Source organism: Pseudomonas cremoricolorata DSM 17059 = NBRC 16634, from assembly GCF_000425745.1.
GTDB classification, from domain to species: domain Bacteria; phylum Pseudomonadota; class Gammaproteobacteria; order Pseudomonadales; family Pseudomonadaceae; genus Aquipseudomonas; species Aquipseudomonas cremoricolorata.
In genome coordinates, this window is sequence record NZ_AUEA01000009.1 from 129793 (window position 1) to 147198 (window position 17406).

The 17406-nt window shown below is 63.3% G+C and carries 18 protein-coding genes; 17 read left to right on the top strand and 1 reads right to left on the bottom strand.

Annotation, left to right across the window (positions count from 1 at the left end):
• Position 1: 1 nt before the first annotated feature.
• Positions 2-811 carry a cytochrome C assembly family protein gene (locus tag H618_RS0111830; RefSeq protein ID WP_028695272.1) on the bottom strand — a complete coding sequence of 270 codons (810 nt, stop codon included), beginning with the start codon at positions 809-811 and terminating at the stop codon, positions 2-4.
• A gap of 244 nt (positions 812-1055) precedes the next feature.
• Here H618_RS0111830 and ffh point away from each other — a divergent pair, with 244 nt between their 5' ends.
• From ffh to H618_RS0111915, 17 genes are all read left to right on the top strand, one after another.
• Entirely contained in the window at positions 1056-2432 is a 1377-nt protein-coding gene (gene ffh / locus H618_RS0111835) for a signal recognition particle protein (protein WP_028695273.1), read from the top strand.
• Positions 2433-2663: 231 nt separating this feature from the next.
• Positions 2664-2915: a 30S ribosomal protein S16 gene (gene rpsP / locus H618_RS0111840; RefSeq protein WP_028695274.1), complete on the top strand. Its 252-nt coding sequence runs from the start codon at positions 2664-2666 to the stop codon at positions 2913-2915.
• Positions 2916-2920: 5 nt separating this feature from the next.
• Positions 2921-3457, top strand: a complete 537-nt coding sequence (gene rimM / locus H618_RS0111845) for a ribosome maturation factor RimM (protein ID WP_028695275.1) — start codon at positions 2921-2923, stop codon at positions 3455-3457.
• Positions 3458-3460: 3 nt separating this feature from the next.
• Entirely contained in the window at positions 3461-4213 is a 753-nt protein-coding gene (trmD, locus tag H618_RS0111850) for a tRNA (guanosine(37)-N1)-methyltransferase TrmD (RefSeq protein WP_028695276.1), read from the top strand.
• A gap of 42 nt (positions 4214-4255) precedes the next feature.
• Entirely contained in the window at positions 4256-4606 is a 351-nt protein-coding gene (gene rplS, locus H618_RS0111855; RefSeq protein ID WP_003252148.1) for a 50S ribosomal protein L19, read from the top strand.
• A 130-nt stretch (positions 4607-4736) separates the two neighbouring features.
• Positions 4737-5174: an acyl-CoA thioesterase gene (locus H618_RS21640; protein WP_050577298.1), complete on the top strand. Its 438-nt coding sequence runs from the start codon at positions 4737-4739 to the stop codon at positions 5172-5174.
• A 27-nt stretch (positions 5175-5201) separates the two neighbouring features.
• Entirely contained in the window at positions 5202-6098 is an 897-nt protein-coding gene (gene xerD / locus H618_RS0111865) for a site-specific tyrosine recombinase XerD (RefSeq protein ID WP_028695277.1), read from the top strand.
• Positions 6099-6251: 153 nt separating this feature from the next.
• Positions 6252-6995 (top strand): DsbC family protein, encoded by a 744-nt coding sequence (locus tag H618_RS0111870; protein WP_028695278.1) that lies wholly within the window; start codon positions 6252-6254, stop codon positions 6993-6995.
• Between the two features lie 85 nt (positions 6996-7080).
• A complete protein-coding gene (locus tag H618_RS0111875) occupies positions 7081-8385 on the top strand; it encodes a homoserine dehydrogenase (RefSeq protein WP_028695279.1) in 1305 nt (434 codons plus the stop codon).
• A gap of 168 nt (positions 8386-8553) precedes the next feature.
• Complete coding sequence (gene thrC, locus H618_RS0111880; RefSeq protein ID WP_028695280.1) at positions 8554-9963, top strand: threonine synthase; 1410 nt, start codon at positions 8554-8556, stop codon at positions 9961-9963.
• Positions 9964-10165: 202 nt separating this feature from the next.
• A complete protein-coding gene (locus tag H618_RS21645; protein ID WP_050577299.1) occupies positions 10166-10600 on the top strand; it encodes an ANTAR domain-containing protein in 435 nt (144 codons plus the stop codon).
• 78 nt (positions 10601-10678) lie between these two features.
• Positions 10679-10960: a DUF3509 domain-containing protein gene (locus H618_RS0111890; protein ID WP_028695281.1), complete on the top strand. Its 282-nt coding sequence runs from the start codon at positions 10679-10681 to the stop codon at positions 10958-10960.
• Positions 10961-11215: 255 nt separating this feature from the next.
• A complete protein-coding gene (locus H618_RS0111895; protein WP_028695282.1) occupies positions 11216-11758 on the top strand; it encodes a YaeQ family protein in 543 nt (180 codons plus the stop codon).
• 31 nt (positions 11759-11789) lie between these two features.
• The gene (gene recJ / locus H618_RS0111900; RefSeq protein ID WP_028695283.1) at positions 11790-13499 is read left to right on the top strand and encodes a single-stranded-DNA-specific exonuclease RecJ; all 1710 of its coding nucleotides are present in this window, start codon (positions 11790-11792) and stop codon (positions 13497-13499) included.
• A 165-nt stretch (positions 13500-13664) separates the two neighbouring features.
• Positions 13665-14771 carry an NADH:flavin oxidoreductase/NADH oxidase gene (locus tag H618_RS0111905; protein WP_028695284.1) on the top strand — a complete coding sequence of 369 codons (1107 nt, stop codon included), beginning with the start codon at positions 13665-13667 and terminating at the stop codon, positions 14769-14771.
• A 170-nt stretch (positions 14772-14941) separates the two neighbouring features.
• Positions 14942-15628, top strand: coding sequence for a tellurite resistance TerB family protein (locus H618_RS0111910; protein WP_028695285.1), 687 nt, complete (start codon positions 14942-14944; stop codon positions 15626-15628).
• Between the two features lie 209 nt (positions 15629-15837).
• Positions 15838-17400 carry a methyl-accepting chemotaxis protein gene (locus H618_RS0111915; RefSeq protein WP_425414187.1) on the top strand — a complete coding sequence of 521 codons (1563 nt, stop codon included), beginning with the start codon at positions 15838-15840 and terminating at the stop codon, positions 17398-17400.
• Positions 17401-17406 lie beyond the last annotated feature (6 nt).

The following is a 17406-nucleotide window of genomic DNA, read 5'->3' on the forward strand; positions in this document are numbered from 1 at the left end:
GTCAGATGTGCAGGATGAATTCGCGTACCAGCTTGCTGCCGAAGTAGGCCAGCATCAGCAGGCAGAAGCCGGCCAGGGTCCAGCGGATCGCCTTGTGCCCGCGCCAGCCAAGGCGCGTGCGACCCCACAGCAGGACGCCGAACACCACCCAGGCCAGGCAGGCCAGCGAGGTCTTGTGCACCAGGTGCTGGGCGAACAGGTTGTCGAGGAACAGCCAGCCCGACACCAGCGAGGCGCTGAGCAGCGCCCAGCCCGCCCAGAGAAAGCCGAACAGCAGGCTTTCCATGGTCTGCAAAGGCGGGAAGTTGCGGATCAGCCCTGAGGGGTGCTTGTGCTTGAGCTGGTGATCCTGCAGCAACAGCAGCAACGACTGGAACACTGCGATGGTGAACAGGCCATAGGCGAGGATCGATAGCAGGATGTGCGCCAGGATGCCAGGTTCTTCATTGATCAGCGGTACCGTGCCGGCGGGGGCGAACTGCGCCAGCAGCGCGGTCACCGCGCCCAGCGGGAACAGCAGCACCAGCAGGTTTTCCACCGGGATGCTCAGGCAGGCGAGCAGGGTCAGGGCAATTACGGCCACGGCGATCAGGCTGGCCGCGCTGAAGAAGTCCAGACTAAGGCCCAGCGGGGTGATCAGCTGGAAGAACAGCGCGCCACCTTGGGCCAGCACGGCCAGGCCGCCGAGCAGGCCGAGCAGGCGTTTGTCGGCGCGCGAACCCTGGCGAATGCGCATGGCTTGGTGCAGCGTCGCCAGCAGGTAGAGGCCGGCAGCGAGCAGATTGGGAACGAGGCTGGGTGAAGAGAGCATAAGTCCTGGCAGGCAAGCCCTTAAAGAAGCGGAGTGTGGCATAGAAGGAGGCGAGCAAGGAAGTCTGTAGCGGCGCGCCCGGCGCGGTGCCGGCATAGATCAGCAAAGCGTGCGTCCGTCAGCGCCGAGGTGTGCGTAATCGGCGCGCTGCGCTATAATCGCCGGCTTGCTGTGCCCTGGGTCTTTTCATCGAGTACCAGGTTGCCTGACCACCCTCGGCTTTACTGGGCCTGAAAGGATCACCATGTTCGAAAACCTGACCGACCGCCTGTCACAGACGCTGCGCCACGTTACCGGCAAGGCCAAGCTGACCGAAGACAACATCAAGGACACCCTGCGCGAAGTGCGCATGGCGCTGCTTGAGGCCGACGTGGCCCTGCCGGTGGTCAAGGATTTCGTCAACAGCGTCAAGGAACGTGCGGTCGGCACCGAAGTGTCGCGCAGCCTGACCCCGGGTCAGGCGTTCGTGAAGATCGTCCAGGCCGAACTCGAAGGCCTGATGGGCGCGGCCAACGAAGAGCTGGCGCTCAACGCTGCGCCCCCTGCCGTGGTGCTGATGGCCGGTTTGCAGGGTGCGGGCAAGACCACCACCGCTGGCAAGCTGGCGCGCCACCTCAAGGAGCGCAAAAAGAAGAGCGTGATGGTGGTGTCGGCCGACGTCTACCGTCCTGCCGCGATCAAACAGCTGGAAACCCTGGCCAACGATATCGGCGTGACCTTCTTCCCGTCCGACATCAGCCAGAAGCCGGTAGCTATCGCCGAAGCGGCGATTCGCGAAGCCAAACTCAAGTACATCGACGTGGTGATCGTCGACACCGCCGGCCGTCTGCACATCGACGCCGACATGATGGACGAGATCAAGTCCCTGCACGCCGCGGTCAAGCCGGTGGAAACCCTGTTCGTGGTCGACGCCATGACCGGCCAGGACGCGGCCAACACCGCCAAGGCCTTCGGTGAGGCGCTGCCGCTGACCGGTGTGATCCTCACCAAGGTCGATGGCGATGCCCGCGGCGGTGCCGCGCTGTCGGTGCGCGCCATCACCGGCAAGCCGATCAAGTTCCTCGGCATGGGCGAGAAGAGCGATGCCCTCGAGCCATTCCACCCTGATCGGATCGCCTCGCGCATTCTCGGCATGGGCGATGTGCTCAGCCTGATCGAACAGGCCGAGCAGACCATCGACAAGGCCAAGGCCGACAAGCTCGCCAAGAAGCTGAAGAAGGGCAAGGGCTTCGACCTCGAAGACTTCCGCGACCAGCTCCTGCAAATGAAGAACATGGGCGGCCTCGGTGGCCTGATGGACAAGCTGCCGAGCATCGGTGGCGTCAACCTGTCGCAGATGGGCAATGCTCAGGGCGCTGCCGAGAAGCAGTTCAAGCAGATGGAAGCGATCATCAACTCGATGACCCCGGCCGAGCGCCGCGACCCTGAACTGCTCAGTGGTTCGCGCAAGCGCCGTATCGCCCTGGGTTCCGGCACCCAGGTGCAGGACGTCGGGCGGCTGATCAAGCAGCACAAGCAGATGCAGAAAATGATGAAGAAATTCTCCAGCAAAGGCGGCATGTCGAAGATGATGCGCGGGCTGGGCGGCATGTTGCCAGGCGGCGGCATGCCGAAGATGTAACCCATTCAGGGCTCGGGCGTGTTCGCCTGGGTCCGGGATCCCCGCTGCGGCGGGGTCAACGCTGTCCGCTTCGGCAGGCAGTCAATCGTGCAGATCGACCGGCAGGCCTTTGTTCAACTGAAAAAGGCATTTGCAAAAGTCCGTACATTCCTTGAGAATATGCGGCCTTTCGGGTACCCGTGTGCCCGCAGGGATCATGATTTGCAGCACCGACTACAGGAACGATGTTCAATGCTAACCATCCGTCTTGCCCGTGGCGGCTCCAAAAAGCGCCCATTCTACCAACTGACCGTAACCGACTCGCGCAACCCGCGTGACGGCTCCCACATCGAGCAGGTTGGCTTCTTCAACCCCGTCGCTCGTGGTCAGGAAGTTCGCCTGTCCGTTAAAGAAGATCGCGTCGCTCACTGGTTGAGCGTTGGCGCACAGCCGTCTGAGCGCGTTGCTCAGCTGCTGAAGGAAGCGGCCAAGGCTGCAGCCTGAACCGTATGAACGCGACGCCAGAAAAGCCTGACGACCTCATCGTCGTTGGCAAGATTTTTTCGGTTCACGGCGTTCGCGGCGAGGTGAAGGTCTTTTCCTTTACCGATCCGATTGAAAACCTGTTGGATTACCGTCACTGGACGCTTCGGCGTGAAGGGTCGGTCAAACAGGTCGAGCTGGTGAGTGGCCGTTCCACGCAAAAGGATCTGGTCGCGAAACTCAAAGGGCTAGACGATCGTGACGAAGCGCGTCTTCTGAGCGGTTACGAGATCTGTATCTCACGCAGCCTTTTGCCCAACTTGAGCGAAGACGAATACTACTGGCATCAGCTGGTAGGTCTGAGCGTCATCAACCAGGACGAACATCTGTTCGGCAAGGTCGATCACCTGTTGGAAACCGGCGCCAATGATGTAGTAGTGGTCAAGCCTTGCGCAGGCAGCCTGGATGATCGTGAGCGCCTGTTGCCGTATACCCGGCAATGCGTGCTGGCAATCGATCTGGAAGCCGGTGTGATGCGGGTCGAATGGGATGCGGATTTCTGACAGATGGGCAACCTTCGAGTAGAAGTCGTCACGCTGTTCCCTGAGATGTTTTCGGCCATTACCGAGTACGGCATTACCAGCCGCGCGGTGAAGCAGGGTCTGTTGCAACTGACCTGCTGGAATCCGCGGGACTACACCACTGATCGCCACCATACGGTGGATGATCGGCCTTTTGGCGGTGGTCCGGGGATGGTGATGAAGATCAAGCCTCTGGAAGACGCCCTGGCCAGTGCCAGGCAAGCGACCGGAGCATCGGCGAAGGTGATCTACCTCTCGCCACAAGGCCGCACGCTGACTCAGCAAGCGGTCAAAGGCCTGGCTGAACAGGAGTCGTTGATCCTGATCGCCGGTCGTTACGAAGGCATCGACGAGCGTTTTATCGAAGCTCACGTCGATGAAGAGTGGTCGATTGGCGACTATGTGCTGTCCGGTGGCGAGCTGCCGGCCATGGTGTTGATCGATGCGGTTACACGGCTGCTGCCCGGAGCTTTGGGGCATGTGGGTTCGGCGGAGGAAGACTCCTTCACCGATGGCCTGCTTGACTGCCCGCATTACACCCGACCTGAGGTGTATGCGGATCAGCGTGTACCCGACGTGTTGCTCAGTGGCAACCATGCACACATCCGGCAATGGCGGTTGAAGCAGTCCTTAGGCAGGACCTTCCAGCGCCGCGCCGATCTTCTGGAAAGTCGCTCACTTTCTGGAGAAGAGAAGAAGCTGCTCGAGGAATACCTCCGAGAGCGGAACGATAGTTAACGTATCGATGGTGGATCACAGCATCCATCTTAGGAGCACAGCATGACCAACAAAATCATCCAGCAGCTCGAAGCAGAGCAGATGAGCAAGGAAATCCCGACCTTCGCACCGGGCGACACCGTTGTCGTTCAGGTTAAAGTGAAGGAAGGTGAGCGTTCCCGTCTGCAGGCGTTCGAAGGCGTCGTCATCGCCAAGCGCAACCGCGGTCTGAACAGCGCCTTCACCGTGCGCAAGATCTCCAGCGGCGTCGGCGTAGAGCGTACCTTCCAGACCTACAGCCCGCAGATCGACAGCCTGGCCGTGAAACGTCGTGGTGACGTGCGTAAAGCCAAGCTGTACTACCTGCGTGACCTGTCCGGTAAAGCAGCTCGCATCAAGGAAAAACTGTCCTGAGTGCAGTTTGACCGGCAGCCCAGGCTGCCATGCGAAAGAAAAAGCAGCCTTCGGGCTGCTTTTTTGTGGGCGTGGGTTTTTCCGCGTATAACACCCTCTGCCGCGTAAACCCTTGCGATGGGAGCAATCGATGACGCCGCGTGACCAGCAAATCCAGCGCCGTACCGAGTTGTCTGTCACCCGTGTGACCAAAACGGTATTCCCCAACACCACCAACCATCACAACACTTTGTTCGGCGGCACCGCCCTGGCCTGGATGGACGAAGTGTCGTTCATCGCCGCCACGCGTTTCTGCCGGTTGCCGCTGGTGACAGTGTCTACCGACCGTATCGACTTCAAGCACCCGATTCCGGCCGGCACCATCGTCGAGCTGGTCGGCACTGTGATCAAGGTGGGCAACACCAGCCTGCAGGTGCAGGTCGATGTGTTCGTCGAAAACATGTACCTCGATGGCCGCGAGCGCGCCATCCACGGCGTATTCAGCTTCGTCGCCATCGATGAGGACAAGCGTCCGGTGCCGGTACTGCCGGACTTGGGCTGCGAAGTCGCCGCCTCCAAATCACTCTGATTCGCCCCACCGAGTAACCTTGCCTGTATGCCTGCTCTGGACCACCCGTTGATCGACCCCTTTCTCGATGCGCTCTGGCTCGAAAAAGGCCTGTCCGCCAATACCCGTGTCTCGTACAAGAGCGACCTGACCCTGTTCAACGGCTGGCTGGACGAGCGCGGTGTCGACTTGGCGCAGGCGGGGCGCGACTCGATTCTCGACCATCTCGCCTGGCGTCTGGATCAAGGCTACAAGCCGCGGTCGACGGCGCGTTTCATTTCGGGGGTGCGGGGCTTTTATCGCTATTTGCTGCGCGAGAAGCTGATCGCGGTCGACCCGACGCTGCTGGTGGAGATGCCGCAGTTGGGGCGGCCACTGCCCAAGTCGCTGTCCGAAGCCGATGTCGAAGCGCTGTTGCAGGCGCCGGATCTTGCCGAGGCGATCGGCCAGCGCGACCGCGCCATGCTGGAGGTGCTGTACGCCTGCGGCCTGCGGGTGACCGAGCTGATCAGCCTGACCCTCGATCAGATCAACCTGCGCCAGGGGGTGTTACGGGTGATGGGCAAGGGCAGCAAGGAACGCCTGGTGCCGATGGGCGAGGAGGCTGTGCTGTGGCTGGAGCGCTATCTGCGCCATGGCCGCGCCGAGCTGCTCAACGAGCGGCCGAGCGATGTGCTGTTTCCCAGCCTGCGGGGTGAGCAGATGACCCGCCAGACGTTCTGGCACCGCATCAAGCACCACGCCAAGGTTGCCGGGATCGACAAGGCGTTGTCGCCGCACACCTTGCGCCATGCCTTTGCCACCCACCTGCTCAACCACGGCGCCGACTTGCGCGTGGTGCAGATGCTGCTGGGCCACAGCGATCTGTCGACCACGCAGATCTACACCCATGTGGCCAAGGCCCGGCTGCAGCAACTGCACGCGCAGCACCATCCGCGCGGATGAATGGAATTCATGTTCTGCCAGGTGGCGTGTGCAACGACAGTCAGCGCCAGCCTGTTGTGGTAGTCTTGGCCGGTTTGTAGCAGGGGCCGTCTGGTCGTCGCGCCGTGGGCGCAGGCCACACCCTCGAGCCCCCGCCCGCCTTCAGGAGTTCCCATGCGCGTGACCCGGATTTTCGCAGCCGCCGCCCTGGCGCTGTGCAGCACCCTTGCCGCCGCTGCGGCGACCGACGCCAACACTGGCGCCGAACAGGCAATTCGCAAGACCCTGCAAAGCCTTGAACTGGACGTGCCGGTGGAAAGTGTTTCCAGCAGTCCGGTCGGCGGCCTGTATGAAGTCAAGCTGCAAGGCGGCCGCGTGTTGTACGCAAGCCCCGATGGGCAGTTCGTCATGCAGGGCTACCTGTACCAGATCCAGGATGGCAAGCCGGTGAACCTCACGGAAAAGACCGAGCGCCTGGGCGTCGCCAAGCTCATCAACGGCATTCCGGCTGCGGAAATGGTGGTTTATCCTGCCAAGGGTGAGACCAAGTCGCACATCACCGTCTTCACCGACACCACCTGCCCGTATTGCCACAAGCTGCACGCCGAAGTGCCCGAGCTCAACCGCCGCGGTATCGAAGTGCGCTACCTGGCCTTCCCGCGCCAGGGTATCGGCTCGGACGGTGATCAGCAGTTGCAGGCGGTGTGGTGCTCCAGTGACCGCCGTGCGGCAATGGACAAGATGGTCGACGGCAAAGACATCAAGGCCGCCAAGTGCGCCAACCCGGTCGGCAAGCAGTTCGAGCTGGGCCAGTCGATCGGCGTCAATGGCACGCCGGCCATCGTTCTGGAAAGCGGCCAGGTGATTCCGGGTTACCAGCCGGCGCCGCAGGTGGCCAAGCTGGCTCTGGCCAAGTAATCGATTTTCAGCACGCCGTCGCTATGGGGTGACGGCACGTTTCACGGTCGGCCAAGGTGGTCGGCCGTTCTATGGGGAGTTCACAGTGAAACCGGTCAAAGTAGGCATCTGTGGGTTGGGGACCGTCGGTGGCGGAACCTTCAATGTGCTTCAGCGTAACGCCGAGGAGATCGCCCGCCGTGCCGGGCGCGGTATTGAAGTGGCACAGATTGCCATGCGCTCGCCCAACCCGAACTGCCAGATTACCGGTACCCCCATTACCGCCGATGTGTTCGAGGTCGCCAGCAACCCGGAAATCGACATTGTCATCGAGTTGATCGGTGGCTACACCATCGCCCGTGATCTGGTGCTCAAGGCCATCGACAATGGCAAGCACGTGGTGACCGCGAACAAGGCGCTGATCGCCGTGCATGGCAACGAAATCTTCGCCCGCGCCCGCGACAAGGGCGTGATCGTCGCCTTCGAAGCGGCCGTGGCCGGTGGCATTCCAGTGATCAAGGCCATTCGCGAAGGCCTCTCGGCCAACCGCATCAACTGGCTGGCCGGCATCATCAACGGCACCGGCAACTTCATCCTCACCGAAATGCGCGAGAAGGGCCGCACCTTCCCGGACGTGCTGGCCGAAGCCCAGGCGCTGGGCTATGCCGAAGCCGATCCTACCTTCGACGTAGAAGGCATCGATGCCGCGCACAAGCTGACCATTCTCGCCTCCATCGCCTTCGGCATCCCGCTGCAGTTCGAAAAGGCCTACACCGAAGGCATTACCCAGCTGACCACGGCCGACGTCAATTACGCCGAAGCGCTGGGCTATCGCATCAAGCACCTGGGCGTAGCGCGCAGCACCTCGGCCGGTATCGAGCTGCGCGTCCACCCGACCCTGATCCCCAGCGACCGCCTGATCGCCAACGTCAATGGCGTGATGAACGCTGTGATGGTCAACGGCGATGCCGCAGGATCGACCCTGTACTACGGCGCTGGCGCAGGCATGGAACCGACCGCCTCTTCGGTGGTGGCCGACCTGGTCGATGTGGTGCGTGCCATGACCTCGGACCCGGAAAACCGCGTGCCGCACCTGGCCTTCCAGCCCGATTCGCTGTCGTCTCACCCGATCCTGCCGATCGAAGCCTGCGAGAGCGCCTACTACCTGCGTATCCAGGCCAAGGACCACCCCGGCGTGCTGGCCCAGGTGGCGAGCATTCTTTCCGAGCGTGGCATCAACATAGAGTCGATCATGCAGAAAGAAGCCGAGGAGCAGGACGGCCTGGTGCCGATGATCCTGCTGACTCACCGGGTCATCGAGAAAGGTATCAACGATGCCATCGTCGCCCTGGAAGCGCTGCAGGATGTGGTTGGCAAAGTCGTGCGCATTCGCGTCGAACAGCTGAACTGAAGCTGCAAGCTTGGAGCTGCAAGCTGCAAGAAACAGCAGCGCAGCGTTGAGGTTGAAAGATTAATTACGTGGCGACGCCTGAGTGCAGCTCGCGGGAAAACGCCGATCGGCTTTTACTTGCAGCTTGCAGCTACAAGCTCGCCACTCAAACCAAAGGTTTGCCCCCCCATGCGCTATATCAGTACCCGCGGCCAGGCGCCGGCCCTGAACTTCGAAGATGTCTTGCTGGCGGGCCTTGCCAGTGATGGCGGCCTCTACGTGCCAGAGAACCTGCCGCGCTTCACCCAGGAAGAGATCGCCTCCTGGGCCGGCCTGCCGTACCACGAGCTGGCCTTCCGGGTGATGCGCCCGTTCGTTGCCGGCAGCATCGCCGATGCCGATTTCAAGCAGATTCTCGAGCAGACCTACGGCGCCTTCGCCCACGCGGCCGTGGCGCCGCTGCGCCAGCTCAATGGCAATGAATGGGTCATGGAGCTGTTCCATGGTCCGACCCTGGCGTTCAAGGACTTCGCCCTGCAACTGCTCGGCCGCCTGCTCGACCATGTGCTGGCCAAGCGCAACGAGCGTGTGGTGATCGTCGGCGCCACCAGTGGTGACACCGGTTCTGCCGCTATCGAAGGCTGCCGCCAGTGCGACAACGTCGACATATTCATCCTTCACCCGCATCAGCGTGTGTCTGAGGTGCAGCGCCGGCAGATGACGACCATCCTCGGCGAAAACATTCACAACATCGCCATCGAAGGCAACTTCGACGACTGCCAGGAGATGGTCAAGGCCAGCTTCGCCGACCAGTCGTTCCTCAAGGGCACGCGCCTGGTGGCGGTCAACTCGATCAACTGGGCGCGGATCATGGCCCAGATCGTCTACTACTTCCACGCCGCCCTGCAGCTCGGTGGCCCGGCGCGTTCGGTGGCGTTCTCGGTGCCGACCGGCAACTTCGGCGACATCTTCGCCGGCTACCTGGCGCGCAACATGGGCCTGCCGATCAGCCAACTGGTGGTGGCGACCAACCGCAACGACATCCTGCACCGCTTCATGAGCGGCAACCAGTACGTCAAGGAAACCCTGCACGCCACCCTGTCGCCGTCGATGGACATCATGGTCTCGTCCAACTTCGAGCGCCTGCTGTTCGACCTGCACGGTCGCAACGGTGCAGCGATTGCCGGGCTGATGGACACCTTCCGTCAGGGCGGTGGCTTCAGCGTCGACGACGATCGCTGGAGCGAGGCGCGCAAGCTGTTCGACTCGCTGGCGGTCAGCGATGAGCAAACCTGCGAAACCATCGCCGAGGTCTTCGCCAGCACCGGTGAAGTCCTCGATCCGCACACCGCCATTGGCGTGCGCGCGGCCCGCGAATGCCGCCGCAGCCTGGACACGCCGATGGTGGTGCTGGGCACCGCGCATCCGGTCAAGTTCCCGGAAGCGGTGGAGAAGGCTGGCGTCGGCAAGGCGCTGGAACTGCCACCTCACCTGAGCGATCTGTTCAGCCGTGAAGAGCGTTGCACGGTGTTGGCCAATGACCTGAAAGCCGTTCAGGCGTTCGTCAGCCAGCACGGTAACCGCGGCAAGCCGCTGTAACTCGATAGGCCGCAATGGGGAGCGCCGCCAGGTGCTGCCCATTGCGTCTGCACAGCGTAGCGTGCCGCAGGTTGATGGCTGTATCGACATTCGCTTCAGACGCATCGCCGCATCATTTCGCCGTTTTCCTATATAGAACCGTTGCCTGCTTGCCTAGAGTGTCGGGTCTTTCCGGCTGCCCCACGGCATCGAGGCGCGACTCATGAAACGGCTGACCGTCCTGATCCACCAACAGCATTCCTTTCACCAGATCACCCTGCACCAGGCCTGCAACGCCCAAGGCGTATTCGATGTGCGCCTGTGCGACGACCTGCGCGCGATACCCGAGCGTTTCGAGGCGGGCAGGGCGCCAGACCTGCTGATGCTCGACCAGCGCATGCCAGCGCGGGCCGGCAAGGCCCTGCTGGAGCGACTGGGTGGAACGCGGCGCACACCGGCGTTGTTGTTCGTCGGGCAGCCCGACAGTGCCTGCCAGGACTTCGCCCATCTGGCGCGTCAACAAGGCTTGTGGGTGGTGGGTGAGCTGGACTGGCCGCTGTCGGCCAATGGCCTGCGCATGGCTTTGCAGCGGCTCGACGGCATCGCCCGGCCTTTGCCGCTGCACAGCCGTCCCGTGGCCGTCGAATACGCCCGCTGATGAGCGCCCAGCGCCGAACTTTCCGCTTCGCTTGCAGGTCAGTACGACTGTATCCAACACAACAAGCGAGTACGCCGGATGGAAAGAATCTGCAGACTGCTCAACGATGCGCTGTCCCCCTACCACACTCGCCTCAGTGACGAAGATGCCAGCGGCCAGCGCCTGCTGACCGTATTCAACCGCCAGGGTGCGGAAACCTTGAAATGCCAGGTCAGCCTGCGCCAGCTGGAAGATCGCCGCCTGCTGGTCGATCTGGTCGACGGCCTGCACCGTGACCTGCAAATCGCCGAAGGGCGCCTGCAACCGTGCGTCATCGCCGCCTTGCAGCATCAGAAACTGCCGCAAGGAACCTTCGCCTGACGCAAGCGTCAGATACATCATTGGCACCCGTCTCGATGCTTTGCTCCGGTAGCGAGACGCTGCCACGGGAAGCCCAGATGGCTTCTTGCTTGAACCCCGGTCGACTACCCCAGCGGCCGGGGTTTCTTTTTTCCCCTGGCAGCGCGGGGCCGGACACGCGCAAGCGCAGCCCTACGCGCACGCGACAGACGAACGCTGCGGGGGCGGATCGGTTAGACTGGCGTACTTTTTTTCGCGAGCACGAAGCCCCTTCCTATGGCCCAGCCGTCCACCACCTACAAATTCGAACTCAACCTCACCGACCTTGACCGTGGCGTGTACGAAAATGTGCGCCAGACCATCGCCCGGCACCCTTCGGAAACCGAAGAGCGCATGGCGGTACGCTTGTTGGCCTACGCGCTCTGGTACAACGAGCAGTTGTCGTTCGGTCGCGGTCTGTCAGACGTCGATGAAGCTGCGCTGTGGGAAAAGAGCCTGGATGACCGCATTCTGCATTGGATCGAGGTGGGCCAGCCGGACGCCGAACGCCTGACCTGGTGTTCGCGGCGCACCGAACGCACCAGCCTGCTGGCCTATGGCAGCTTGCGTGTGTGGGAAGGCAAGGTGGTGCCGGCGGTGAAGTCGCTGAAGAACCTGAACATCGCCGCCGTCCCGCAAGAGGTGCTGGAAACCCTCGCCAACAACATGCCGCGCACCATCAAGTGGGACGTGATGATCAGCGAGGGCACCGTGTTCGTCACCGACGACCACGGCCAGCACGAAGTGCAGCTGCAATGGCTGCTCGGCGAACGCGGCTGAACCGACTCACAAGGAAACACCTGAAGACCCCATGCGTATCGAACCCCGTGCACTGCCTTCACCGTTGCCATCACTTGGCAATCTGCCGCCGCTGCTGACTCGCCTGTACGCCGCCCGTGGCGTGCAGAGCGAAGCCGAACTGGATAAAACCTTCAAGCATCTGCTGTCGTACGAGCGGCTCAAAGGCATCGATGCCGCGGTGCAATTGCTGGTCGAGGCCATCGACCAGCGCCAGCGCATCCTCATCGTCGGGGATTTCGACGCCGATGGCGCCACCGCCAGCACGGTCGGGGTACTGGGCCTGCGCATGTTGGGCGCCGCCGAGGTCGACTACCTGGTGCCGAACCGCTTCGAGTACGGCTACGGCCTGACCCCGGAGATCGTCGAAGTCGCCCTGCAGCGTCAGCCGCAGTTGCTGATGACGGTCGACAACGGCATCTCCAGCGTCGAAGGCGTGGCCGCGGCCAAGGCGGCGGGGCTCAAGGTGCTGGTCACCGACCACCACTTGCCAGGCCCGCAACTGCCCGCCGCCGACGCCATCGTCAACCCCAACCAGCCCGGTTGCGAGTTCCCCAGCAAGGCCCTGGCCGGCGTCGGGGTGATCTTCTACGTGCTGATGGCGTTGCGGGCGCAGTTGCGCACGCTGGGTCGCTACGGCGAGCAGGCGCAACCAGACCTGCGCGAACTGCTCGACCTGGTGGCGTTGGGCAGCGTGGCCGACGTGGTGCCGCTGGATGCAAACAATCGGATTCTGGTCCATCAGGGTCTGCAACGCATTCGTGAGGGGCGCGCGCGGCCGGGCATCAAGGCGATTCTCGAAGTGGCGCGGCGTGAGCCTGGGCGCATCACCTCCACCGACCTGGGCTTCATCCTCGGCCCACGGCTGAACGCTGCCGGACGCCTGGACGACATGAGCCTGGGCATCGAGTGCCTGCTGTGCGATGACCCGGGCCTGGCCCTGGATATGGCCCAGCAACTGGACGGCCTCAACCAGGACCGCAAGTCGATCGAGCAGGGCATGCAGCGCGAAGCCCTGGCCCAGCTCAAGGACCTGCCGCTGGAGGACATGCCCTACGGCCTGTGCCTGTTCGAGGCCGAATGGCACCAGGGGGTGATCGGCATCCTCGCCTCGCGACTGAAAGAGCGTTACCACCGGCCGACCATCGCCTTCGCCGACGCTGGCGAGGGCATGCTCAAGGGGTCGGCGCGCTCGATTCCGGGGTTGCATATCCGTGACGCGCTGGATGCGGTGGCCGCCCGCCATCCGGCGCTGATCAGCAAGTTCGGCGGGCATGCCATGGCCGCGGGCCTGTCGCTGCCCAGCGAGCACTTCACTGATTTTGCCAAGGCCTTCGATGCCGAGGTGCGCCGACAATTGGTGGAGGACGACCTGACCGGTCGATTGCTCTCCGATGGCACCTTGGCGGTGGAGGAATTTCACCTTGACCTGGCCCGTGCGCTGCGCAATGCCGGGCCGTGGGGGCAGCATTTCCCCGAGCCGCTGTTCCATGGCGTGTTCCAGCTGGTCGAGCAGCGCATCGTCGGTGAGCGCCATCTGAAGGTGGTGCTCAAGAGCGAATGCGGCTCGCTGCGCCTGGACGGCATCGCCTTTGGCGTCGATCGTGAAGTGTGGCCCAACCCCAGCGTGCGCTGGGTCGAGCTGGCCTACAAGCTGGACGTCAACGAGTTTCGCGGCAATGAAAGCGTGCAACTGCTGATCGCCCATATCGAACCGCGCTGAGCCCAGGCACCTGGCCGGTCTCGGCCCGCGCAGGCCGAGGCTGGGCAAATCCGCGGGAACCATTGGCCGGGGCAAACTGGTCTAGTCTCACAGGAGCGGCACCGGATCGAGGGGATTGACGAGTGTCCGGGTCGCATTTCTTCTTGGAGTCATGGGAGGTCTTTCATGAGCCTGCTGCTAGAGCCCTACACCCTGCGTCAGCTGACCCTGCCCAACCGCATTGCCGTATCACCGATGTGCCAGTACTCGGCGCTCGATGGCCTGGCCAACGACTGGCACCTGGTGCATCTGGGCAGCCGCGCGGTCGGGGGCGCGGGACTGGTCATCGCCGAAGCCACGGCGGTGACGGCCGATGGTCGTATCACCGCAGAAGACCTTGGCCTGTGGAACGACGAACAGATCGCGCCGCTGCAACGGGTCACCCGTTTCATCACCGCGCAAGGCAGTATCCCCGGCGTGCAACTGGCCCATGCCGGGCGCAAGGCCAGCACCCATCGGCCGTGGCTGGGCAAGCATGGCAGCCTCAGCGCAGAGGAGGGCGGCTGGCAGCCGGTCGGTCCTTCGCCGATTGCCTTCGACCCTGAACATGCCGCGCCGCGCGAGTTGAGCGAGCACGACATTGCCGAGGTCGTGCAGGCCTTTACCGACGCTGCGCGCCGCGCCCTGGCCGCAGGCTTCAAGGTGGTCGAGGTGCATGCCGCGCACGGCTACCTGCTGCACCAATTCCTGTCGCCGCTGAGCAACCAGCGCCGCGACCAATACGGCAGCTGCTTCGAAAATCGCATCCGCCTGACCCTTGAAGTGACCCAGGCCGTACGTGACGTCTGGCCAGCCGAGCTGCCGTTGTTCGTGCGCGTGTCGGCTACCGATTGGGTGGAGGACGGCTGGAACCCTGATGAAACCGTGGAACTTGCCAGGCGCCTGCGCGCCATCGGTGTCGACCTGATCGACGTCTCCTCGGGCGGCACCTCGGTCAACGCCGAGATTCCCACCGGCCCGGGTTACCAGACTCGCTTCGCCGAGCGGGTGCGCAAGGAGTCGGAAATCGCCACCGGCACCGTTGGCATGATCACCGAGCCGGCCCAGGCCGAACACATCCTGCGCACCGGCCAGGCCGATCTGATCTTCCTTGCCCGCGAGCTGCTGCGCGACCCTTACTGGCCGCTGCATGCTGATGATGACTTGGGCGGACACAAGGCCACCTGGCCCGCGCAGTACCAGCGTGCCACCAGTCGTTCCAGCCCGATCCACGAGTCAGACCTGCGCGACTGACCTGTCGCGGCCCACGCCGTTGTCAGCGGCACGTTCCTGATGGAGCGTGCCGGCGCCACGGCAACATCCAGACGCACATCTCGCCACCCGCCCGGCGCTCGCCAGAGAACCGGGTGCGGGTCTGCCTGTCCGATCCTGAGCATGATTCCCTTGTCCATGGAGACGCTGGCATGAATACGCGTGGCTTGCTCGATCAACTGCTCAAATCCGGTCAGGACCTGCTTCAACAGCACACTGGCAAAGGCTCAGGCTCGGGCTCCGGATTGGGTTCCGGGCTGGGTGGTCTGTTGTCGGGTGTCGGAGGCAAGGCACTGGGCGCCGGAGCGCTCGGTGCACTGCTGGGCAACAAGAAGACCCGCAAGCTCGGTGGCAAGGTCATCACCTACGGCGGCCTGGCCGCGCTGGGTGTACTGGCCTACAAGGCCTACGGCAATTGGCAGGCCAAACAGGCCGGCGCGCCTCAGCGCGAGCCGCAGACCGTCGACCGCCTGCCAGCCGCTGAAGCCGAACAGCACAGCCAGGCCGTGTTGCGCGCGCTGGTGGCTGCAGCCAAGGCCGATGGCCATGTCGATGAGCGCGAACGCGAGCTGATCGAGGGCGAATTCACCCGCCTGGACAGCGACGCCGAGCTGCGCCAGTGGTTGCACACCGAACTGAACAAGCCGCTGGACCCGGCGGACGTGGCACTCGCTGCACAAACCCCGGAAATGGCCGCCGAGATGTACCTTGCCAGCCTGATGATGGTCGATCAGGAAAACTTCATGGAGCGCGCCTACCTGGACGAGCTGGCCAGGCAACTGCGCCTCGACCCGGACCTGCGCCAGGAACTGGAAGCGCAGCGTCAGTTGGCGGGGTGATCGTGGGTGGGGCAGGGCTGGGCTGCGGTTGACCTGTTTTGTAGGAGCCAATCCCTTCAAACCGGGAATTTCTCCCGGAATTACGTAGGAACCCTGGGCTATACTCTGGCGATTTTTCCCCGCTCGTAGAGTATTTCCGAGGGCTGACTGTGAAGAACTGGACCATGCGCCAACGGATCCTGGCGAGTTTCGCCGTGATCATCGCCATCATGTTGCTGATGATCGTGGCGGCCTATTCGCGCCTGGTGGCCATCGAAGCCAGTGAAGAGGCGGTCGGCTCGGACAGCATTCCCGGGGTCTACTACAGCTCGATGATCCGCAGCGCCTGGGTCGACAGCTATGTCAGCAGTCAGCAACTGGTGGGCCTGTCGCGTCATCGCGAGATCAGCAACGCCGACGTCGAGATGTTCAAGAGCTTCGAAGAGCGCTTGCGCCAGTCGATGGCCAGCTACCAACGCACCATCCGCAGCAGCGAAGACCAGGTCAGCTATGAAGCCTTCGTGGCCATGGAGCAGCAGTACGTCGGCCTGGTCAATCAGGTGCTGCAAGCCTACCGCGAGCAGAACTACGTGGAAGCCGAACGGCTGATCATCGAAGTGCTGACGCCGGTCTGGGTGGAGGGGCGGCGGCACCTGAACGAAGTCATCGAGCGCAACCGCGACCGCGCCAACCAGGCCACCAGCGACATCGTCGCTGCGGTAGCCACGGCCAAGGTGAGCATGATGGTGTCGCTGGCCCTGGCCATTCTCGCTGCGGGCATCTGTGGCCTGCTGCTGATGCGGGCGATCTTCGACCCGATGCACAAGATCGTCCAGGCCCTCGACCGGCTGCGCTCGGGCGACCTGAGCATGCGCCTGAACCTATCGCGCAAGGACGAATTCGGCGCCATCGAAACCGGTTTCAACGAAATGGCCGAGGCGCTCGCCAGCCTGGTGTCACAGGCTCAGCGCTCGTCGGTGCAGGTGACCACCTCGGTAACCGAAATCGCTGCCACCTCCAAGCAGCAGCAGGCCACGGCCACCGAAACCGCCGCGACCACCACCGAAATCGGCGCCACCTCGCGCGAGATCGCCGCCACCTCGCGTGACCTGGTGCGCACCATGAGCGAAGTCACCGGGGCCGCCGACCAGGCCTCGAGCCTGGCCGGTGCCGGCCAGCAGGGCCTGGCGCGCATGGAAGACACCATGCATCAGGTAATGGGCGCCGCCGAGCTGGTCAACGCCAAGCTGGGCATCCTCAACGAGAAGGCCGGCAACATCAATCAGGTGGTGGTGACCATCGTCAAGGTCGCCGACCAGACCAACCTGCTCTCGCTCAACGCCGCCATCGAGGCCGAAAAGGCCGGCGAGTACGGCCGCGGTTTCGCCGTGGTCGCCACCGAAGTGCGTCGCCTGGCCGACCAGACTGCGGTCGCCACCTACGACATCGAGCAAATGGTGCGCGAGATCCAGTCGGCGGTATCGGCGGGGGTGATGGGCATGGACAAGTTCTCCGAGGAGGTGCGCCGCGGCATGTTCGAAGTGACCCAGGTCGGTGAGCAACTGACGCAGATCATCCATCAGGTCCAGGCCCTGGCCCCGCGGGTGCTGATGGTCAACGAAGGCATGCAGGCCCAGGCCACCGGTGCCGAGCAGATCAACCAGGCGCTGGCCCAGCTCAGCGATGCCAGCACGCAGACGGTCGAGTCGCTGCGCCAGGCCAGCTTCGCCATCGACGAGCTGAGCCAGGTGGCCGCGGGCCTGCGCGGCGGCGTGTCGCGCTTCAAAGTCTGAGCAGGC